A 20,651-nucleotide genomic window follows, 5' to 3' on the forward strand; every position below is an offset into this window, starting at 1 on the left:
TTTAGCATGAAGCGAATGAAAATGCGCGGCGCCCTGCCGCGCTGGCCTGTGGCAGGGGCAAGTTTGCTGCTGGCGGCCACCATGGCGCATGCCGACATCGTGGTTGGCGCTGGCGCCACCACCGATTGGTATGACACCGACCTGGGCTGTACCGACGTCATCGTCGACGGCACGCTCAACATGCAGGGCGGCAGCCTGAGCAACGTGCGCAATGTCGTCATTGGTGCGGGCGGCACCATCAACATGGCGGGCGGCAGCATCACCCTGGCAGGCAATTGGACCAACGGCGGCAGCTTTGTGGCCGGCGGCGGTGGCGTCAGCTTTGTGGATGACGTGGCCTGCCCCACGCCGCCCGTCGGCTCCACCATCGGTGGCAATACCAGCTTCGACACGCTCAGCATCGCCAGCAGCACCGGCAAGCTCTACACCTTTGTTGCCGGCAGCGTGCAGACGGTGGCCGGTGCCCTCACGCTGACCGGCACGGCCGGCACGCCGCTGAAGATCGAATCCAGCACGCCCGGCACGCCCAGCGCCGACATCAAGCTCGCCGCGGGCGGCACGCAAAACCTGGCCAACCTGGCCGTGCGCGGCATGCAGGCCAGCGGCCAGTGGCTGGCACCGGGCCAGGCCAACCAGGGCGCCGGCCCGGTCAGCCGCTGGTTTGGCACGCCCACCCCACCGGGCGGCGTCGCCCCCATCCCCACCACCTCGCAGTGGACGCTGCTGCTGATGAGCCTGGCCCTGGCTGGCTTGGCCGTGCGCACGCGTCGCAACCAGTCATAAACCAGAACAATCAGGAAGGTCCTTCATCATGTCGCACCGTTACACCCTCCATGTGCTGGCCGCTTCGGCCGGCGTCGCCCTGGCCGCCGTGGCCACCCCGGCCCTGGCCGCCGACGTCACCGTCACGCCGCCACCCAGCGGCAGCTTCATCGTCAACAGCCCCAGCGGGGGCGCCGGTGGCGTACTGCTAACTGTCGACAAGGACGGCAAGGTACTGGCACCGAAGTTGCCCGGCACCACCGGCACGCAGGCCGGCATCGTCTGCTATGACACCAGCGGCATGCTGATTTCGTGCACGGGCGCGGCAGGGCCGACGGGGGCAACTGGGGCAACCGGGCTAACAGGAGCGACTGGGCCGACTGGAGCCACAGGGGCAATTGGCTCCACGGGCGTTACCGGGCCAACCGGCGCCACCGGGCCAACGGGCGCTACCGGATCGATGGGCGTTACCGGGCCAACGGGCGTTACTGGATCAATGGGCGTTACCGGGCCAACCGGCGCCACCGGGCCAACGGGCGCTACCGGATCAATGGGCGTTACTGGGCCAACGGGTGCCACCGGATCAATGGGCGTTACCGGGCCAACCGGTGCCACCGGTGCAACCGGCCTTCAAGGCTTGATGGGGCCTATCGGTCCGCAAGGCAATCCAGGACCCCAGGGGGCGCAAGGGCCGCAAGGCGATTTGGGCCCTGCCGGACCGACGGGTGCGACCGGCCCTGCGGGCTCGGGCGTCATCGCGTTTGCCGGTAGCTCTGTTAACTTGCTTGGAAGTGGGACTACTCACGTAGGTATTGGGGAAAATGGAGCCGAAAACAAAGTGGCTTTCCCAATACCCGTTGCCGGGACGATATCAGGGCTTTATGCTCGCAAAAGCGCCACCGGAGGGCGCGACTTCACCTACACGCTGCGGATCAATGGAGCCGACACGGTCTTCAGTTGCACTGTTACGGGTGGCTCCGCAACCGCATGCTCCAAGACCGGCGTGACCCAAGCAGTCGCGGCGGGAGACTATGCTGCATTGAAGGTGGTTGGTGGTTCTGGTGGGGGTGGTGCTGATCGATCCATCACCTGGTCGATCGTCATCACTCCATGACCATTTTCTTGGGGTCGCGCGTCGAACCCCAAGATTTGACCCACAGCAGCCCCGCCCAAGTTGCGGGGCTTTTTCCTGGCCCTACAGACCATAGAACCCGGCATTGGCGCGCACGCGCGTTTGCGCTTCGGCGGGCAAGGTGTCAGCCCGCTCCAGCAGGCGCTGCATGGCCGCGCGGCCAGCGGCCTGCAGTTCGGGCGAGCGGGCGTAAAAGCCGCTGACGGCCAGTTCATCCAGTGCGCGCCAGTCGTATGCCGCACTGTCCACAAACAGCCGGTCAGCAGGGCGTGACATGGCTGCCGCCCACTGGGCCACCAGCGCGGCCTGGGCGTGCTGTTGGTGCTCGCGGTGCCAGCGCGCCAACTCGACCAACGGCTCGGCGCGCGTGGGGCGGGCTTCGAACGCGGCCAGGTAGGCTGCCTGTACCTCGGCGGGCGGGCCCTGCAGGCGCTCGAGCATCACGGCGGCCTGGTACAGGGCATGCCACGTCTCCTCATCCCAGCCGCCCATGCTGGCGCGGCGCAGATAGGTATCGCGCGCCTCGGCCCAGCGACCGGCGTCACGCAGGCTTTGCGCCAGGTAGAAGGTGTTGCGGGTGTTGGCCGGGTCTTCGGCCAGCGCGGCCTGCAACACGGCAATGTCTTTCAGGTAGGTATCGGGATCGCGTGCGCGAGCGCCGTCGTGGTGCACGACGATGCGCGGCTGCGCCAGCGCAGCCAGTTGATGCGCGGGCTCGCTGGCCAGGTATTCGTGCAGCACGCCTTCCCAGCGCCAGGCCAGGCGCGTGGCCACCAGCGCGCAGCGGGCGTAGACGATGCCGGCGTAGTGGCAAGGCAGCTCATAAGCATCGGCATCCAGCAGCGGCCAGGCAAAGCCGGCGGGGGCGTCGAACCACTCGTCGGCATCGATGAACAGCAGGTAGTCGCAGCCTTCGGTACGTGCCAGCTCCAGCGCCTCGCTGCGGTTGTGGCCAAAGTTTTTCCAGGGGCGCTCATGCAGTGTGCCAGGGACGCCGGCCATCAGCTCGCGCACCTTGTCTTGCGTGCCGTCACTGGAGCCGGTATCGACAATGCACCAGGCGTCCACCAGGGGTCGGGCCGAGGCCAGGCAGCGTGCAATCACGTGGGCCTCGTTCTTGACGATCATGTTCAGGCAGATGCTCGGACGGTTCATGCCCCGATTCTTGCAAAATCGGAAGCATGGATACCCAACGGATCGACCGTTTGTTCGCCACCCTGTAAGCCGCCAACCCGCTGCCGGCCAGTCTGCGGCGTTGCCAATCCTCGCGATGGCCCCAGCCATCGCTGCGGTTCGTGCCTTGCATCCCATCCCCAATCAGGGCGCGCGCCAGCGCAGGGATTCATTCAGTGTCGCCCTGAGTCGTCCCAGCAGCCTGCAATGCAGCAATGCGCGCCTCGTCCCAGCCCAGCTCGGCCAGGATGGCGGCGGTGTGCTGGCCCACGGCGGGCACCGCATCCATGCGGTAGTCGAAGGCGCTGTTTACGCCCGGCGGCAGCAGCGCCGGCACCGCGCCCGCGGGCGTGCCCACGCTGCGCCAGCGCTGGCGCGCCTGCAGCTGCGGGTGCGCCCACAGCGCCGCCATGTCGTTGACGCGCGCGTTGGCGATTGCCGCCGCGTCCAGGCGCTCGATCACCTGTGCCGCCGTGAGTGCGGCGAAGACTTCGAGGATCAGCGCCTGCAGTTCGGCGCGGTGCTGGTTGCGCTGGGCGTTGCTGGCAAAGCGCGCATCGGTGGCCACCTCGGGGCGTTGCAGCACGGCGTCGCAGAAGGTCTTCCATTCGCGCTCGTTCTGCAGGCCCAGCATCACCGTGGCGCCATCGCTGGCCGTAAACGGCCCGTACGGGTAGATGCTGGCGTGGCTGGCGCCGGTGCGCGGCGGCGGCGGTGCGCCGTCAAAGGTGTAGTACATCGGGTAGCCCATCCACTCGCCCATGGCTTCGAGCATGGACACGTCGATGTGGCTGCCCGCGCCCGTCCTGGCGCGCAGCAGCAGGGCCGACAGGATGTTGCTGTAGGCATACATGCCGGCGGCGATGTCGGCCACCGAGATGCCGGACTTGGAAGGTGTCTCGGGCGTGCCGGTGACGGACAGGAAGCCCGCCTCGCTCTGGATCAGCAGGTCGTAGGCCTTCTTGTCGCGGTATGGGCCGTCGGCGCCGTAGCCGCTGATGTCGCACACGATCAGGCGCGGGTTGTGTTCCTTCAACGCCTGGTACGACAGGCCCATGCGCGCGGCGGCGCCGGGTGCCAGGTTCTGCACCAGCACGTCCGCGGTCTTCAAGAGCTGCATCAGCGCGGCCTTGGCCTGGGGCTGCTTCACGTCCAGCGCCAGGCTCTCCTTGCTGCGGTTGATCCAGGTGAAGTGCGACGACTGGCCGCGCACGCGCTGGTCGTAGCCGCGCGCGAAGTCGCCGCTGCCGGGGCGCTCGACCTTGATGACGCGCGCGCCCAGGTCGGCCAGCTGGCGCGTGCAGAACGGGGCGGCGACGGCGTGTTCCAGCGAGATGACGGTGATGCCGTCAAGAGGTCGGGTTCTTTGGGTCATATCTCATGGGATGTGGCATTGCCAGCGATGCTCGAAACTGGCGCGCCCCAAGCCAGCAGACGCCGCGCAAGGGCCGCCCCGCCGCGCTGGCGTCGTCCCCCTTCCCGCGCGAAGCGCGAGAGAAGGGGGAAGCGGCGCAGCCGCTCAGGGGGTTGTCCATGTCAGAACGAGCGAGGCAGACCGAGGATGTGCTCGGCCACGTAGGAGTAGATCAGGTTGGTGGAAATGGGCGCCACCTGGTACAGGCGCGTCTCGCGGAACTTGCGCTCCACGTCGTATTCGCAGGCGAAGCCGAAGCCGCCGTGGAACTGCAGGCAGGCGTTGGCCGCCTCCCAGCTGGCCTTGGCCGCCAGGTACTTGGCCATGTTGGCCTGGGCGCCCATGGGCTCGTGCCTGTCGAACAGCTCGCAGGCCTTCCAGCGCATGAGGTTGGCGGCCTCCACCTCGATGAAGGCGTCGGCGATGGGGAACTGCACGCCCTGGTTCTGGCCGATGGGGCGGCCGAACACCTGGCGGTCCTTCACGTACTTGGTCACGCGGTCCAGGAACCAGTAGCCGTCGCCGATGCACTCGGCGGCAATCAGCGTGCGCTCGGCGTTCAGGCCGTCCAGGATGTACTTGAAGCCCTTGCCTTCCTCGCCGATCAGGTTCTCCTCGGGGATCTCCAGGTCCTCGAAGAACAGCTCGTTGGTCTCGTGGTTCACCATGTTGGGGATGGGGCGCACGGTCAGGCCCTTTTTTGGCCGCCGGGCCGCCCCAAGGCCAAAAGCGGCCCCCTCGGGGGGCAGCGAACCATGCGCAGCAGGGGAGCGTGGGGGCAATCCTTGTGCCTCATGCAAATCCACCATGAAGATGGACATGCCCTCGCTCTTTTTCTTCACCTCGGCCAGCGGTGTGGTGCGCGCCAGCAAAATCATCCAGTCGCTGTGCTGCACGCGGCTGATCCACACCTTCTGGCCGTTGACCACGTAGCGCCCGTCTTTCTTGACGGCGCTGGTCAAGATCCGGGTGGTGTCGGTGCCGGTGGTGGGCTCGGTCACGCCCATGGACTGCAGGCGCCATTCGCCGCTGGCGATCTTGGGCAGGTATTTTTCCTTCTGCGCCTTGGAGCCATGGCGCAGCAGCGTGCCCATGTTGTACATCTGGCCGTGGCAGGCGCCGCTGTTGCCGCCGCAGCGGTTGATCTCCTCCATGATCACGCTGGCCTCGGTCAGCCCCAGGCCCGAGCCGCCGTATTCCTGCGGGATCAGCGCCGCCATCCAGCCGGCCTTGGTCAGGGCATCGACGAACTGTTCCGGGTAGGCTCTGCTCTCGTCCACCTTGCGGAAGTACTCGTCGGGGAATTCGGCGCACAGCGCGCGGATGGCGTCGCGGATCTCGGGGTGGTTGTTGGAGCCGGTGTGTTCGATCATCTCGTGGTCTTTCAAGTATTTCGGCCCCTGGCCGGCATCGGTACTGCGCCAGAAGCTATTGATTTGATAGTTATGCCAGGGTGGCCAAGGCCTGCATGGTCAGCCAGCCCTCGTGGTCCTGGGCCCACAGCTCGATGGTCTTGCCGTCGGCGGAGGGCTTGCCGTGCACGCTGAACGGGTGCGTATCGAACGTGGGGCGCACGGCGCGGAAGTCGAAGGCCGCCACCTGTGCATCGGGCATCTGGCGGCGCAGCAGGTCCAGCAGCAGCGTGGCGATCAGCGGGCCATGCACGATCAGGCCGGGGTAGCCCTCGACCCCGGTCACGTACGGGCGGTCGTAGTGGATGCGGTGGCCGTTGAAGGTCAGCGCCGAGTAGCGGAACAGCAGCACCGCATCGGCCGTCACGCTGCGCGACCAGGCGGCCTGGCCAGCCAGCGGCGGCTTTTGCGGCTGCGGTGCCGGGTCGCCCGCGAGCGGCGACGGGCCGCCCCTAGCCGCGAGGGCCCCCTCGGGGGGCAGCGAGGACACGTCAGTGCCGAGCGTGGGGGCAGGTGGTTCTGCAGCCGAGCGGTAGACGATGTCGTGCTCCTCGGTCAGCGCCAGGCCGCGGGCGTTGTGGTACTGGTGCTCCACCAGCACGAACAGCAGCTCGCCCGAGCGGCCTGCCTTGTGCTTGACGGACCGGATGCTCGAGCGGCGCTGCACCTGCTGGCCTACGCACAGCGGGTTCGCCGGCTCCCAGCGCAGGCGCCCGCCGGCCCACATGCGCCGCGGCAGCGGCACCGGCGGCAAGAAGCCGCCGCGCTTCGGATGCCCATCGGGCCCGATCTCGCTGGCGCGCGCATGCGGCAGAAAGTACAGCCAGTGCCATAGCGGCGGCACCACGGTGCCCATGGCGGGCGCCGGGTCGTCGCGGTCCAGCGTGGCCGACAGCGCGGCCACGGGCACGGCCGTGAAGCTGTCGCTCAGGGTGTCGCTCTTGCCCTGCCAGGTCTGCAGGTGGGCGAGCAGGGCGGTGTCGATGGTGGGTTCGGTCATGGCCGCCATCGTGGCGCCAGGCGCGCGTTGGTGCAAGCCGCGTGGGTGAAGGCGTGCCTGCAACGTGCTGTCCTTGCCCAAGCCATTGATCGAGGATGCGCACCGACCGGATGCCCCCGATCCAGCAGTATTTTATAAAAAATACGGGTTTACCCTGTTTTTAACCCTTTGATATTTTATAAAATAATCAAAAATTTAGAAAGGATGCCGTATGGCTCAGCAAACCTACGACGACCACCGCGAGAGCGTGGCCGGCCGCGCCGACGTGGCGGATACGCCGGAACTGGTGGCTTACTACAAGGAGCTGGAGCGCCTGAAGACGGGCGCCCTCTGGACGGTCGCCAACAAGATCGAGCCGTGGCAGCCGCGCTCCGAGTCGGTGCCGGTGCTGTGGCGCTACCGGGATTTGCGCGAGCACGTGCTGCGCTCGGTGGGTCTGGTGACGCCCGAGAAAGCGGGCCGGCGCGTGGTGTACCTGGACAACCCCGGCCGCCGCGACGTGGCCGCTGCTGTGGGCTGGCTTTACTCCGGCCTGCAGGTCATGCACCCGGGCGAGCGCGCCTCGGCGCATGCGCACTCCTCGTCGGCGCTGCGCTTCATCATGGAAGGGCGCGGGGCCTACACCATCGTCGACGGGCACAAGCTGACGCTGGGCGCCAACGACTTCGTGATCACGCCCAATGGCTCCTGGCACGAGCACGGCGTCGAGGCCGACGGCCTGCCCTGCATCTGGCAGGACGGCCTGGACATTCCCCTGGTCAACGCGCTGGAGGCGGGTTTCTACGCCGTGCATCCGGACCTGCAGCAAGCGGTCGGGTTTCCGGTCAACGACTCGGTCGACATCTGGGGGGCAGCAGGCCTCCGGCCGCAGGACGCGGGCTGGAACAAGCCCTTTTCCCCGCTGTTCAAGTACCAGTGGGAGCCCACCTACGAGGCCCTGCGGCGCCATGCCGGCGCCCATGCGGACAACCCCTTCGATGGCGCGCTGATGCACTACACCAACCCCGCCAGCGGCGGCCACGTGATGGCCACCATGGGCGCCAGCATGCAGCTGCTGCGCCCGGGCTTTGCCGGCAAGGCGCACCGCCACACCGGCAGCTTCCTCTACCAGGTCTCCAAGGGCCGGGGCTACTCCATCATCAACGGCCAGCGCTTCGACTGGCAGGAGCGCGACATCTTCTGCGTGCCGTCCTGGGCCTGGCACGAGCATGCCAACGCCTCGGCCAGCGAAGACGCCTGCCTGTTCTGCTTCAACGACCTGCCGGTGATGGAAAAGCTGGCGCTGTACCGCGAGGAGGCGCTGGCCGACAACGGCGGGCACCAGCCGGTGGTGGCCAAGCCCTGATTTCTGTCATCTGAAAACGAAAGCACCGATTCATGCGACTGATTACGTACCGCACCCATGCCGCCGCGGCAGCCCGGCTGGGCGCCATCGTGGACGATCTGGTGATCGACCTGCAGGCCCTGGGCGAGCACGCCGGCCAGGCGATCCCCGGCGACATGCTGGCCTTCATCGACCTGGGGCCGCACGCCGTGGCCAGCACCAGCACGCTGCTCGCCAGCTATCGCGGCAAATGGCCGCTGGGCGTGGCGCTGCCGCTGGTCAATGCCGACCTGCTGGCGCCCATCCCGCGCCCGCGCAAGAACGTGTTCGGCATCGGACTGAACTACGTCGAGCACGTGGCCGAATCCAGTCGCACGCTGGACACCTCCAAGGAGCTGCCCAAGCAGCCGGTGATCTTCTCCAAGCCGCCCACCAGCGTGATCGGCCCTGACGCGGCGATCGAGCACAACGCCGACATCACCCAGCAGCTCGACTGGGAGGTGGAACTGGCCGTGGTGATGGGCCGGCGCGCCAGGCGCGTGAGCGAGGCCGACGCCATGGGCCACGTGTTCGGCTACACCGTGCTCAACGACATCAGCGCGCGCGACAACCGCCGCGCCGGTCAGTGGATTTACTCCAAGGGCCAGGACACCTTCTGCCCCATGGGACCGATGATCGTGACGGCCGACGAAATCCCCGACCCCAACAACCTCAACCTGTGGCTCAAGGTCAACGGGGTGGAAAAGCAGAATTCCAACACGCGCCACCTGCTGTTCAAGATTCCCACCCTGATCGCCGACATCAGCGCCGCCATGACGCTGGAGCCCGGCGACATCATCGCCACCGGCACGCCGGCCGGCGTGGGCGCGGGCCGCACGCCCCAGGAGTGGCTGTGGCCCGGCGACGTGGTCGAGGCCTGCGTCGAAGGCATCGGCACCTTGCGCAACCCGGTGGTCAACCGCACGCGCGAGCCGCGCAAGGCCTGAACGGTGACCCGCGCATCGCCACGCCGTGCCGGCACCGCCGGCCGCAGACACTGCCTGGCCGCCTGCCTCATGGCGCTGGCCAGCCCGTTGACCGCCCGCCATGCCCTGGCGCAGCCCGGGTCTTGGCCAGGCAAGCCGGTGCGGCTGGTCGTCGGCCTGGCGCCCGGGGGCCTGGCCGACGTGCTGGCACGCGCCGTCCAGCCGCACCTGGCCCAAGCCTTGGGCCAGCCGGTGCTGGTCGACAACCGCAGCGGCGCCGGCGGCAACGTGGCCGGCGCCGAGGTCGTGCACAACGGCAACGACGGGCACACCTTCCTGCTCGTTCCCTCAACCCTTGAGTCGGTCAACCCGTCGATGTTCTCGAAGATGCCGTTCGATCCGCAGCGCGACCTGCGGCCGGCGGCGCAACTGGCCAACAGCCAGTTGTTCCTCTTCGTGCGCGCCTCCCTGGGGGTGGACACGCTTGAGGCCTTCATCGCGCATGCCAAGAAGAACCCCGACAAGCTCAGCTACGGCTCCGCCGGCAACGGAACCACGCCCCACCTGGCCGCCGAACTGCTGAAACAGGCCAGCGGCATCACGGCCGCCCACGCGCCCTACCGGGGCGTTGCGCCCGCGATGCAGGATCTGATGGCGGGCCAGATCGACTTCGCCTTTGGCCCTGCAACCCTGTTTCCCATGGTTCAGGCGGGCAAGCTGAAGGTGCTCGCGGTGGCCAGCCGCCAGCGCGCGGCCGTGGCGCCCGAGATCCGCACTTTCGTCGAAGCCGGCATCGACGGCGTGTTTGCCGATAGCCTGTTCGGCATCTACGCGCCTGCCGGCCTGCGTGCGGACGCGATCGAGCGGTTCCACACCGAACTCAACAAGGTCTTGCGGCGCCCGGACATCCAGCGCCGCTTCCTCGAGGCCGGTGCAGAGGCCGAGCCCCTGTCGATCGCCGACTACACCGCGCGCGTGCAGGCCGAAAAGCGCCTGTTCAGCGGCGTGGTCAAGGCCCTCAACCTGAAGGCGGACTGAGAAGCTGCGAACGAACCCCTCATGCCCGCCTTGATCACCCAAACCCGCCCGCTCGGCGTTGCAAATGCTCGCCGTAGCCCGAGCTACGGCTGCGCTTTGCGCCTTGATCGGACACGTTTGGACGATCCTTTCGGGCACTCGCGATTCATTCACAGCTTCTGAGCCTTCCGCACGAACCCCATTTGCCACCCCTTTCCAACCGGAGTATTCCCGTGCTCAAGCAACTCTCCCTGTTCGCTTTGTCCAGCCTGCTCGCCGGCACCGCCCTGGCGGCCGACCCGGTCAAGATCGGCTTCATCACCACCTTGTCCACCCCCGCCGGCTACATCGGCGAGGACCTGCGCGACGGCTTCTCGCTGGCCCTCAAGCAGGGCGGCGGCAAGCTCGGCGGCGTGCCGGTCGAACTGGTGGTGGAGGATGACGGCCTCAAGCCCGCCAACGCCAAGCAGGCGGCCGACCGCATGGTGCAGTCGGGCATCAAGCTGTTTACCGGCGTCAACTTTTCCAACGTGCTGGCCGCCGTGGTGCCCGACGTGCTCAAGGCCGGCGACCTCTACGTCAGCGCCAACCCTGGCCCCTCGGTGTTTGCCGGCGAGAAGTGCAACCCCAACTACTTCGTCGCCTCCTACCAGAACGATGCCTTCCACACCGCCGGCGGCGTGGCGGCCAACGAGCTGGGCTTCAAGCGCGTGGTGATCCTGGCGCCCAACTACCAGGCTGGGCGCGACGCGCTGGCCGGCTTCAAGCAAACGTACAAGGGAGAGGTGCTGGCCGAGATCTACACCAAGCTCGACCAGTCCGACTTCTCGGTCGAGATCGCGCGCATCCGCTCGCTCGCGCCCGACGCCATCTACCAGTTCCACCCGGGCGGCGCCGGCATCAACTTTGCCAAGCAGTACGGCAACGCCGGCCTGGGCAAGACCATCCCGATGCTGATGCCGGGCTTTTCCATGGATGCGCGCATGCTGGCGGCCACGGGCAACGCCGCCGAAGGCTTCTACACCACGGGCATCTGGTCGGTGGCGTTCGACTCGGCCAACTCCAAGAAATTCGTGCAGGACTTCAAGGCCGCGTACGGGCGCATCCCCACCGACTATGCCATGCAGGCCTACGACACGGCTCAGTGGATTGCCTCGGGCCTGAAGGCCGTGGGGGGCGACTTGAACAAGACGGCCGATTTCCGCGCCGCCATGCGCAAGGCCGACTTCAGCTCGCTGCGCGGCAAGTTCGCCCTCAACACCAACCAGCATCCGATCCAGGACCTGTACCTGATGCGGATCGAGAAAAACGCCCAGGGTGAGCTGGCGCCCAAGGTCGTGCGCAAGATCGTCAGCGACGACCGCGACAGCTACGCCGCGGCCTGCAAGATGCCGTCATGACGCTGCTGCTCGAGCAAGTCCTCAACGGGCTGCAGTTCGGGGCCATGCTCTTCATGCTGGCCTCGGGCCTGACGCTCATCTTCGGCATCATGGGGGTGGTCAACCTCACCCACGGCTCGTTCTACATGGTGGGCGCCTATTGCGCGGCCTTCGCGCTGGGCAAGACCGGCTCGTTCGCCGCCGCCGTGCTGGCGGCCCTGCTGGGCGCCGGCGGCTACGGCCTGCTGGTCGAGGCTACGGTCATCCGGCGCCTGTACCAGCGCGACCACCTCTACCAGGTGCTGGCCACCTTCGGGCTGATCCTGTTCACCAACGAGGCCGTCAGCCTGATCTTTGGGCGCCGTCCGCCCCTGGTCGACACACCCGCGATCCTGGCCGGCGCGGTGCCGCTGGCGCCGGGCTTCGAGTACCCGGTGATGCGGCTGGCCTTCATCGGCATCGGGGCGCTGGTGGCGCTGGGCCTGTGGTACCTGGTCAACCGCACGCGCGTGGGCATGCTGGTGCGCGCCGGGGCCGACGACCGCGAGATGGTCGATGCCCTGGGCATCGACATCCGGCGCCTGTATGCCCTGGTGTTTGGTCTGGGCGCGCTGCTGTGCGGCTTGGCCGGGGTGATGGCCGCGCCCTTGCTGGCCGTGGAGATCGGCATGGGCGAGCGGGTGCTGATCACCACCTTCGTCGTCATCGTGATCGGCGGCGTGGGCTCGGTGCGCGGCGCCATGGCGGGGGCCCTGCTGGTGGGCATGGTCGACAGCCTGGGGCGCGCCTACCTGCCGGATTTGCTCGATCGCCTGCTGACCCCCGAGGTGGCCACCCCCCTGGCCGCCGGCCTGGCCTCGGCGTCGATTTACCTGCTCATGGCGGCGGTGCTGATCGTCCGTCCGCAAGGGCTCTTTCCTGCAAAACCCTGATCCCCATGCAATCCCTTCTGTCCCGCCGCGCCTGGGTGGCCTCGATCGGGTTCGGCCTTTTGCTGCTGCTGCCCCTGGGCGCCCAGCTTGGCGCAACACCCTACGCCGTCAACCTGGCCACGCGCTTTCTGATCTACGGCCTGGCCGCCGTCTCGTTGGACCTGATCCTGGGCTACGGCTACCTGGTGAGCTTCGGGCACGCCATGTTCTTTGGCCTGGGCGGCTACGTGGCGGCCATCATCACCTACCACGCGCTGGAGGCCGGCCCCCTGCTGGGCTGGGCCGGCTCCACGCAGGCGCTGGTGGTCTGGCCCATTGCCCTGCTGTGCTGCGGCCTGCTGGGCGCCGCCGTCGGCTACCTGGCGCTGCGCACGCGCGGCGTGCAGTTCATCATGATCACGCTGGCCTTTGCCCAGCTGGTGTATTTCGTCCTCATGTCGCTGCAGATCTACGGCGGCGACGACGGCCTGATGATGCAGCAGCGCAACACCTTGCCGGGCCTGAACCTGGACGCCCCCAACACCTTCTACTACCTGTGCCTGGCGGCTCTGGCCGTCTGGACCTTCGTCTGCGCCCGCATCGTCAACTCGCGCTTCGGCATGGTGCTGCAGGCGCTGCGCCAGAGCGAGCGCCGCGCCGTCAACCTGGGCGCGGCGCCCACCCCCTACCGGCTGGGTGCCTTCGTGCTGTCGGCCATCGGCACCGGCCTGGCCGGCGTGCTGTGGGCCAACTACGCCGGGCTGGTCACCCCCGACATGGCGGCCTGGACCAAGTCCGGCGAGCTGATGGCCATGGTGATCCTGGGCGGCGCGGGCACCCTGCTGGGCCCGATCGGCGGGGCTGCGGTGTTCCTGGGCCTGGAGCAGACCCTGGCGGCCTGGACCGAGCACTGGATGCTGGTGATGGGGCCGGTGCTGGTGCTGGTGGTGCTGGCCGGCAAAAACGGGCTTTTCGGTCGCTGGCTGGGAGCATCCCATGGCGCCTGAAATCCCCTTGCTGCAGGTGCGCGGGCTGCGCAAGGCCTTCGGCGCCGTTCGGGCCACCGACGGGGTCGACCTGGAGCTGCGCCAGGGCGAGATCCACGCCCTGATCGGTCCCAATGGCGCCGGCAAGTCCACCTTGATCACGCAGCTGAGCGGCGAGCTGCGTCCGGACGCGGGCAGCATCATCCTGGGCGGCGAGGACGTGACGCGCCAGAGCGCCTTCGAGCGGGCGCGCAAGGGGCTGTCGCGCTCGTTCCAGATCACCGAGCTGTGCCCCGACTTCAGCGTGCTGGAGAACGTGATGCTGTCGCTGCTGCTCGTCAGCGGCCGCGCGTTCGGCGCCTGGTCCAACCCGCGGCGCGACGCCGGCCTGCAGGCACAGGCGGTGCGCTGGCTGGACGAGGTGGGCCTGGCCGGGCGCGCCCCGGTTCATGTGCGCGATCTGGCGCATGGCGAAAAACGCCAGCTCGAGCTAGCCGTGGCCCTGGCGCGCGCGCCAAGGCTGCTGCTGCTGGACGAGCCCATGGCCGGCATGGGGGCCGAGGAGTCGGCGCGCATGACGGCGCTGCTGCGGGGCCTGAAGGGCCACTACGCGATCTTGCTGGTCGAGCACGACATGGACGCGGTGTTTGCCCTGGCCGACCGGATCACCGTGCTGGTCTATGGCCGCACCCTGTTCACCGGCACGCCCGAAGAGGTGCGCGCGCACCCCGGGGTGCGCTCGGCCTATCTGGGCGAGGAGCTGGCATGCTGAAGGTACGCGAACTCACCGCCGGCTATGGCGGCAGCCAGGTGCTGTTCGGCATGGACTTCGAGGTCCAGGCCGGCCAGGCCATCTCGCTGATCGGCCGCAACGGCATGGGCAAGACCACCACCGTGCGCACGCTCATGGGCATGCTGCCGGCGCGCGGCGGCCACGTCGAGCTGCAGGGCAAGACCCTGGGCGCGCTGGCCCCGCATGCGGTGGCGCGCCTGGGCCTGGGCCTGGTGCCGGAGGGGCGGCGGGTGTTCGGCTCCCTGTCGGTGGAGGAAAACCTGCTTGCCACGGCGCGCTCGGCCCCGGGCGACAAGGCCTGGACGCTCGAGCGCGTGATGACGCTGTTCGAGCGCCTGCGCGAGCGCCGCCGCCAGTCGGCGCGCACCCTCTCCGGGGGCGAGCAGCAGATGCTGGCCATCGGCCGCGCGCTCATGACCAACCCCAAGCTGCTGGTGCTGGACGAGGCCACCGAGGGCCTGGCGCCCCTCATCCGCCAGGAAATTTGGCGCTGCCTGCGCGCCCTCAAAAGCGAGGGGCTGACCATCGTCGTGATCGACAAGAACCTGGGCGAGATGGCCTCCCTGCTCGATCGCCACCACATCGTCGAAAAAGGCCGCGTGGTCTGGTCGGGCACGCCCGACGAGCTGAAGGCGCGCGGCGACCTGGCCCAGCGCTACCTCGGACTATGAACCCCATGAACCCCAGCAACACCCAAGCCCTGTACCGCGGCATGGACGCGGCGACGCTCGATCGCCAGTACAACGCCCGGGCCAGCGTGGCCTCCTTCGAGCAGGAGCACCAGGCCTATGTGCGCGAGAGCGAGCGCGTGATGCAGGCGCACCCCGGGCGCCTGAGCGTGGTCTACGACGAGCGCAGCGGCGAGCGGCTGGACCTGTACGGCATCGCTCCCGGGCGCCCGGTGTTCTTGTGGGTGCATGGCGGCTACTGGCGCGGCGGCTCGCGGCTGGACAACGCCTTTGCGGCCGGCGGCCTGTGCGCGCGCGGCGTGGCCGTGGCGGTGATGGACTACACCCTGGCGCCGGCCGTGCGCATCGGCGAGATCGTGCGCCAGGTGCGCGCCGCGGTGGCCTGGCTGGCGCGCCAGGCCCCGGCCCTGGGCTTGCGCGGCGAGCGCATCCACGTCGGCGGCTCCTCGGCCGGCGGCCACCTGGTGGGCATGCTGCTGGCCGATGGCTGGCTGCAGGCCGCGGGCCTGCCGGCCGACACCCTCGGCGCCGCCCTGGCCCTGAGCGGGCTGTACGAGCTCGAGCCACTGCAGCACACCCACATCAACGAATGGATGCGCTTCACGCCGGCGGAGATCCGCGAACATTCGCCGCAGGCTCTCATTCCTTGCCAGTCCGCGGCCCGCCTGATCGCGTCGGTGGGCGGGCTGGAGACCGACGAATTCCGCCGCCAGACGGCGCACTACGCGCAAGCCTGGGGCGACGCGGGCCATGCCCTGCAGACCGTGGCGATGCCCGGGTACAACCACTTCAACATCGCCCTGAGCCTGAGCCAGGCCGATGGTCCGCTGACGCAGGCCCTGCTGCAGGCCATCGACGTCCCCGCCACCCCTTGAACTCCCAGGAGCCTTGACATGCTGGAACTGCCCCGCTTCAAAGCCGCCGCGGTGCAGACCGCGCCGGTGTTTCTCGATACCGACGCCACGGTCGAAAAAGTCATCCGCCTGATCGGCGAAGCCGCGGCCAACGGCGCCCGCCTGGTGGCCTTCCCGGAGGTGTTCGTCGCCGGCTATCCGTATTGGAGCTGGATCGGCAATCCGGTCGAGGGCAGCCCCTGGTTCGAGCGCCTGGTGCGCTCGGCCGTCGAGGTGCCGGGCCCGGAGGTCGGCAAGATCGCTGCCGCCGCGGCGCGCCACAAGATCAACGTCGTGATCGGCATCAACGAGCGCAACCGCCAGAGCATCGGCACCCTCTACAACACCGTGCTGACGATCTCGGACGAGGGCCGCATCCTCGGGCGCCACCGCAAGCTGGTGCCCACCTGGGCGGAAAAGCTCACCTGGGCGCCCGGCGACGGCGCGGCCCTGCGCGTGCACCAGACCTCCATCGGCCCGCTGGGTTCCCTGGCCTGCGGCGAGAACACCAACACGCTGGCGCGCTTCGCGCTGCTGGCCCAGGGCGAGATGGTGCACGTGGCCAGCTACATCTCGCTGCCCGTGGCGCCGCCCGACTACGACATGGCCGAGGCCATCAAGGTGCGCGCCGCCGCCCACAGCTTCGAGGGCAAGGTGTTCACCGTCGTCTCGTGCTCCACCGTCTCCGAGGAGATCATCCAGGCGCTGGAGTCCGACTTTCCCAAGGCGCGTGAACTGCTCTCGCGCAAGAGCAGTGCCTTCTCGGGCTTTCTGGGTCCGGACGGCCGCGTGATCGGCGAGCCGCTGATCGACCAGGAGGGCATCGTCTACGCCGAGCTCGACCTTTCGCGCTGCATCCAGCCGCGCCAGATGCACGACATCACCGGCCACTACAACCGCTTCGACGTGTTCGACCTGCGTGTCAACCGCCGCCCGCTGCAGGCGGCGCGCTTCGACGACCCCGAAGACTTCGACGCCATCACCCCGCAGCCCGGCACGCCCCCGGCACAGGACCCCCAAGCATGAGCACCCCCCGCACCTACCGCATCGGCCAGATCGTTCCCTCCTCCAACACCACGATGGAGACCGAGATCCCGGCCATCCTGCGCGCGCGCGAAGCGCACCACCCCGAGCGCTTCACCTTCCACTCCAGCCGCATGCGCATGAAGCACGTGACCAAGGAAGAGCTGGCCAAGATGGACGCCGACAGCGACCGCTGCGCACTCGAGCTGTCGGACGCGCACGTGGACGAGCTCGGCTACGCCTGCCTGGTGGCCATCATGAGCATGGGCCTGGGCTACCATTGCGCGTCCGAGGCGCGCCTGCACCAGCGCACCGTGGACAACGGCCATCCCGCCCCCGTGGTCACCAGCGCCGGCGCGCTGGTCGATGGTCTGAAGACCCTGGGGGCCAAAAAGGTGGCCATACTCACGCCCTACATGAAGCCGCTGACGCAACTGGTGATCGACTACATCCAGCACCAGGGCATCGAGGTGGTGGACAGCCTGTCGCTGGAAATCCCCGACAACCTCGAAGTGGGGCGCCAGGACCCGCGCGCGCCGATCGAACTGACGAAAAAGCTCAACACCGCCAACGCCGACGCCATCGTTGCCTCGGCCTGCGTGCAAATGCCCTCGCTGGCATCCATCCAGGCCATCGAGGACCGCACCGGCCTGCCGGTGATGTCCTCCGCCGTGGCCACCACCCACCAGATGCTGAAAAAGCTGAACCTCGACACCCGGGTGCCCGGCTTTGGCGCCTTGCTCTCGGGGCGCTACTGAAGGCTGGCGCCGGGGCGCCAGCGATTGCCATGAAACCACGCATCCGGGTCGTCAAACTAGCGGCTTCTTCCTCCGGGCTGAACGAGCCGGCCTACGAGGAAATCACCCTCGCCGAGCAGGCCTACCGCCAGCTCCGGCGCGACATCATCAGCGGCGCCTTGCCGGCTGGCCAGGCCTTGCGGCTGGAGGGCCTCAAGGAGCGCTACGGCATCAGCTACTCGCCGCTGCGCGAGGCGCTCAACCGGCTGCACAGCGAGCAGCTGGTGCTCTCGCACACCTCGCGCGGCTTTCGCGTCGCCCCGTTTTCCGAAGACGAGATGTGGGACGCGGTGGAGACCCGCATCATCATCGACTGCGAGGCCCTGCGCCGCTCGCTGGCGCGCGGAGACGGCGCTTGGGAGGCCCGCCTGGTGGCGGCTTTCCACGCCCTCAAGCATGCCCGCGAGCAGCGCCACGACGGGCCGCTCGATGCCGCCGGCGCGATGCAGGCGGACAACGTGCTGGAGATGCGCCACAACGCTTTTCACAGCGGCCTGATCGAGGCCTGCGGCTCGCGCTCGCTGCTGAGCTTGTCGGCCCAGTTTTACGCCCAGACCGAGCGCTACCGCCGCCCCAGCCTGCGCGATCCGCGCTACGCCAACCTCCAGCGCGACGTGCCCACCGAGCACAGCCAGATCCTGGAGGCGGCGCTGGCCCGCGACGCCCAACTGGCGTGCGCGCTGCTGGCACGGCACTACCGTGAAACGGGCCGCGTCATCCAGCAGCTGCTGGCCTTGGATGCTCCCGAGGCGAAACGGCGCTGAACCCTCGCTGCGCTGGCTTGCCCCGCTTATTCCTCGGACTGCGGCGGCAGCGAGGCCTTGCGGATGAAGAACCGGATGAACCAGATCGCCATGCCGATCATGAAGGCGATGCCGGCGATGCTCATGCGGCCGTAGTCGGTACCGAACAGGTCTTGCCAGAGTTTCATGGCGCCGTTCCTTTCAAGTTTGCGTGAATACGCAAACAATTGTCCACAAAAACAGCAAGGGCAATGTTGATGTACTGCAAGTTCCCGGTGCGTTACCGAGGCGCTTGCAGGTACAGCCGGTCCGACCACGTGGCCAGCCACTGCGGGCGAAAGGCCACGCAGACGGCGACGATCATGCCGGTCATGATGGCGTCGCCCCAGGCCAGCAGCCAGCGCGCCACCAGGGCCAGGCCGGGCTCCACGGCCACGGCCAGCGGATGGCCCGTCCATTGCGCCAGCGTGCCGGCGGCAAACATGCACAGCACCGTGCCCAGAAAGGCCCGCCCCAGGATGTAGACGAACACGTTGTGCGGCAGCGCGCGCCGCAGCACCCAGCCCAGGCCCAGTGCCAGCGTGGCCGGCACCACGCCCAGCCACAGGGCCATGTCCAGCTGCTCGACCCAGTCCACCGGCGCGATCCAGCCGCAGACCAGCGCCACGGCGGCGAACACCAGCACCGCCAGCGGCCAGCCCAGCGCCAGCAGGATCAGGCAGGCGCCCGACAGCTGCAGGTGGATCGGCATGCGGTGCAACCAGGGCAGGGCCCACAGCCAGGGCGTGATGACCAGCGCGGCCAGCAGCGGCGAGAGCAGGGCGCCGCCGGCCAGCTGCCGCCAGGGCCGCAAGGCCAGGGCCGTCAGCAGGGCCGCCGAGACGAGCAACAGGTTCAGCAGGGTCATGGCAAGGCGTGCGCCGGCGTGAGCGCGCCGGCGATTATCCTTGGCGCATCGCTGGCCTTGCCCTCATCATGTTTTTGCCTCCGTTCACCACCGCCAATCTCTACCTGGCCGTGCTGCGCGAGCGCGGCTACGCCGTGCTGGACGCCGCCACCGTGCGTGCGCTGGCGGGCGTGTCCGCGGCCGACCTGCAGGAGCTGGCGCGCGCCTGGGACGAGCTGGCGCCGGACGACTACCTGAAGGACGGCGGGCGCTATCGCCAGCGCCGCCACGCCTCCTTCAAGGCCCAGGGCGGCGCCCTGCAGGACGTGCCCTATCGCCCGCACTGGCAGCCGCTGGCCTACAACGCGCTGCACGGCGGCATGCAGCGCTGGTTCGCGCCGGTGGCGCCGGCCACCTTGGCGCGGCCCGACTGGCGCGCGCTGCTGGCCTGGCTGGCGCGCGTGGCCGACGCGCTGTGGGGCGTGCAGCCCTGGTACGGCGAGGCGCATCCCTTTCGCATCGACACCACGGGCGGCATTGGCCGCCCCACGCCCGAGGGCGCGCACCGCGACGGGGTGGACCTGGTGGCCGTGTTCATGGTGGCGCGCCAGGGCGTCAAGGGCGGCGAGACGCGCGTGTTCGAGCAGGACGGCCCGCGCGGCGAGCGCTTCACGCTGGACGAGCCCTGGTCGGTGCTTCTGCTGGACGACCACGGCGTGATCCACGAGACGACGCCCATCCAGCCACTGGACGCCGGCGTGCCGGGCCACCGCGACACCCTGGTCGTCACGCTGCGGGCGCAGGGTTTTCTGGAGCCAGCAGCTTGACTTGCATCAGGACGGCGGGCATGGTTCAGGCCGACAATCGAGCCCGATTCACCCCCGAAAGGAGTTTTCCATGTTCAAGCACATTCTGGCACCCGTCGACGGCTCGGCGACCTCGATGGCGGCGGTGGACAAGGCAGCCGAGCTGGCCAAGGCCTTTGGCGCCGTGGTCACGGCGGTGTACGTGATCGATCCCTATCCCTTCACCGGCGTCGGCAGCGAATTCGCCTATGGGCAGGACCAGTACCTCAACGCCGCCCGCGCCGAGGCCGCCGCCGCCATGGAGAGCGCCGCGCAGCGCCTGCAGGCCGCGGGCGTGCAGGCCGAGACGCGCGTGATCGAGTCGCACGCCGTCTGGCGCGGCATCCTCGAGGCCATCGATTCGTGCGGTGCCGACCTGATCGTGATCGGCTCGCATGGCCGCCGTGGCCTGGAGCGCCTGGTGCTGGGCAGCGTGACGCAAAGCGTGCTCTCGCACAGCAAGATCAGCACGCTGGTGGTGCGCACGCCCGCCGCTGCGGCCTGACG

Annotated in this window: 22 protein-coding genes; 16 read left to right on the top strand and 6 right to left on the bottom strand. The window is 68.5% G+C overall.

Annotated features, from left to right (window positions below; translation table 11 throughout):
- The first annotated feature begins 6 nt into the window (after positions 1–6).
- The gene (locus H6927_07505; GenBank protein ID MCP5217948.1) at positions 7–783 is read left to right on the top strand and encodes an IPTL-CTERM sorting domain-containing protein; all 777 of its coding nucleotides are present in this window, start codon (positions 7–9) and stop codon (positions 781–783) included.
- 28 nt (positions 784–811) lie between these two features.
- A complete protein-coding gene (locus tag H6927_07510; protein MCP5217949.1) occupies positions 812–1,876 on the top strand; it encodes a collagen-like protein in 1,065 nt (354 codons plus the stop codon).
- Between the two features lie 81 nt (positions 1,877–1,957).
- Here H6927_07510 and H6927_07515 read toward each other — a convergent pair whose 3' ends face one another.
- From H6927_07515 to H6927_07530, 4 genes are all read right to left on the bottom strand, one after another.
- A complete protein-coding gene (locus H6927_07515) occupies positions 1,958–3,049 on the bottom strand; it encodes a glycosyltransferase (GenBank protein ID MCP5217950.1) in 1,092 nt (363 codons plus the stop codon).
- A gap of 187 nt (positions 3,050–3,236) precedes the next feature.
- Positions 3,237–4,442 (bottom strand): CoA transferase, encoded by a 1,206-nt coding sequence (locus H6927_07520; protein ID MCP5217951.1) that lies wholly within the window; start codon positions 4,440–4,442, stop codon positions 3,237–3,239.
- A gap of 161 nt (positions 4,443–4,603) precedes the next feature.
- Entirely contained in the window at positions 4,604–5,854 is a 1,251-nt protein-coding gene (locus H6927_07525; protein MCP5217952.1) for an acyl-CoA/acyl-ACP dehydrogenase, read from the bottom strand.
- Between the two features lie 70 nt (positions 5,855–5,924).
- On the bottom strand, positions 5,925–6,902 hold the full coding sequence (locus tag H6927_07530) for a MaoC family dehydratase N-terminal domain-containing protein (protein ID MCP5217953.1): 978 nt from the start codon (positions 6,900–6,902) through the stop codon (positions 5,925–5,927).
- Between the two features lie 202 nt (positions 6,903–7,104).
- Here H6927_07530 and H6927_07535 point away from each other — a divergent pair, with 202 nt between their 5' ends.
- The 12 genes from H6927_07535 to H6927_07590 all read left to right on the top strand — a co-directional run bounded on the left by H6927_07535 (position 7,105) and on the right by H6927_07590 (position 18,434).
- Positions 7,105–8,238, top strand: coding sequence for a cupin domain-containing protein (locus H6927_07535; GenBank protein MCP5217954.1), 1,134 nt, complete (start codon positions 7,105–7,107; stop codon positions 8,236–8,238).
- 32 nt (positions 8,239–8,270) lie between these two features.
- Positions 8,271–9,203, top strand: coding sequence for a fumarylacetoacetate hydrolase family protein (locus tag H6927_07540; protein ID MCP5217955.1), 933 nt, complete (start codon positions 8,271–8,273; stop codon positions 9,201–9,203).
- Between the two features lie 69 nt (positions 9,204–9,272).
- Positions 9,273–10,220 (top strand): tripartite tricarboxylate transporter substrate binding protein, encoded by a 948-nt coding sequence (locus tag H6927_07545; protein ID MCP5217956.1) that lies wholly within the window; start codon positions 9,273–9,275, stop codon positions 10,218–10,220.
- A gap of 212 nt (positions 10,221–10,432) precedes the next feature.
- Entirely contained in the window at positions 10,433–11,599 is a 1,167-nt protein-coding gene (locus H6927_07550; GenBank protein MCP5217957.1) for an ABC transporter substrate-binding protein, read from the top strand.
- The gene (locus tag H6927_07555; GenBank protein MCP5217958.1) at positions 11,596–12,510 is read left to right on the top strand and encodes a branched-chain amino acid ABC transporter permease; all 915 of its coding nucleotides are present in this window, start codon (positions 11,596–11,598) and stop codon (positions 12,508–12,510) included. Before H6927_07550 ends, H6927_07555 begins: the two co-directional genes overlap by 4 nt.
- 5 nt (positions 12,511–12,515) lie before the next feature.
- Positions 12,516–13,496: a branched-chain amino acid ABC transporter permease gene (locus H6927_07560; GenBank protein ID MCP5217959.1), complete on the top strand. Its 981-nt coding sequence runs from the start codon at positions 12,516–12,518 to the stop codon at positions 13,494–13,496.
- Positions 13,486–14,247 carry an ABC transporter ATP-binding protein gene (locus H6927_07565; GenBank protein ID MCP5217960.1) on the top strand — a complete coding sequence of 254 codons (762 nt, stop codon included), beginning with the start codon at positions 13,486–13,488 and terminating at the stop codon, positions 14,245–14,247. Before H6927_07560 ends, H6927_07565 begins: the two co-directional genes overlap by 11 nt.
- Positions 14,241–14,939: an ABC transporter ATP-binding protein gene (locus tag H6927_07570; protein MCP5217961.1), complete on the top strand. Its 699-nt coding sequence runs from the start codon at positions 14,241–14,243 to the stop codon at positions 14,937–14,939. Before H6927_07565 ends, H6927_07570 begins: the two co-directional genes overlap by 7 nt.
- Before the next feature lie 41 nt (positions 14,940–14,980).
- Positions 14,981–15,832 (top strand): alpha/beta hydrolase, encoded by an 852-nt coding sequence (locus H6927_07575; protein ID MCP5217962.1) that lies wholly within the window; start codon positions 14,981–14,983, stop codon positions 15,830–15,832.
- A gap of 18 nt (positions 15,833–15,850) precedes the next feature.
- Positions 15,851–16,876: a carbon-nitrogen hydrolase family protein gene (locus tag H6927_07580; protein ID MCP5217963.1), complete on the top strand. Its 1,026-nt coding sequence runs from the start codon at positions 15,851–15,853 to the stop codon at positions 16,874–16,876.
- Between the two features lie 53 nt (positions 16,877–16,929).
- Positions 16,930–17,631 (top strand): Asp/Glu racemase, encoded by a 702-nt coding sequence (locus H6927_07585; GenBank protein ID MCP5217964.1) that lies wholly within the window; start codon positions 16,930–16,932, stop codon positions 17,629–17,631.
- Positions 17,632–17,660: 29 nt separating this feature from the next.
- Positions 17,661–18,434, top strand: coding sequence for a GntR family transcriptional regulator (locus tag H6927_07590; GenBank protein MCP5217965.1), 774 nt, complete (start codon positions 17,661–17,663; stop codon positions 18,432–18,434).
- A 26-nt stretch (positions 18,435–18,460) separates the two neighbouring features.
- On the opposite strand, the gene H6927_07595 is transcribed toward H6927_07590, so the two are convergent.
- On the bottom strand, positions 18,461–18,601 hold the full coding sequence (locus tag H6927_07595; protein ID MCP5217966.1) for a DUF3149 domain-containing protein: 141 nt from the start codon (positions 18,599–18,601) through the stop codon (positions 18,461–18,463).
- A gap of 92 nt (positions 18,602–18,693) precedes the next feature.
- A complete protein-coding gene (locus H6927_07600; protein ID MCP5217967.1) occupies positions 18,694–19,320 on the bottom strand; it encodes a hypothetical protein in 627 nt (208 codons plus the stop codon).
- A 68-nt stretch (positions 19,321–19,388) separates the two neighbouring features.
- Between H6927_07600 and H6927_07605 the strand changes: the two genes are divergently transcribed.
- Both H6927_07605 and H6927_07610 read left to right on the top strand, forming a co-directional pair.
- Positions 19,389–20,126: a 2OG-Fe dioxygenase family protein gene (locus H6927_07605; protein ID MCP5217968.1), complete on the top strand. Its 738-nt coding sequence runs from the start codon at positions 19,389–19,391 to the stop codon at positions 20,124–20,126.
- A gap of 70 nt (positions 20,127–20,196) precedes the next feature.
- Positions 20,197–20,649, top strand: a complete 453-nt coding sequence (locus H6927_07610; GenBank protein ID MCP5217969.1) for a universal stress protein — start codon at positions 20,197–20,199, stop codon at positions 20,647–20,649.
- The last annotated feature ends 2 nt before the right edge of the window (positions 20,650–20,651 follow it).

It is taken from the genome of Burkholderiaceae bacterium (genome assembly GCA_024235995.1).
Lineage (GTDB): Bacteria > Pseudomonadota > Gammaproteobacteria > Burkholderiales > Burkholderiaceae_C > Ottowia.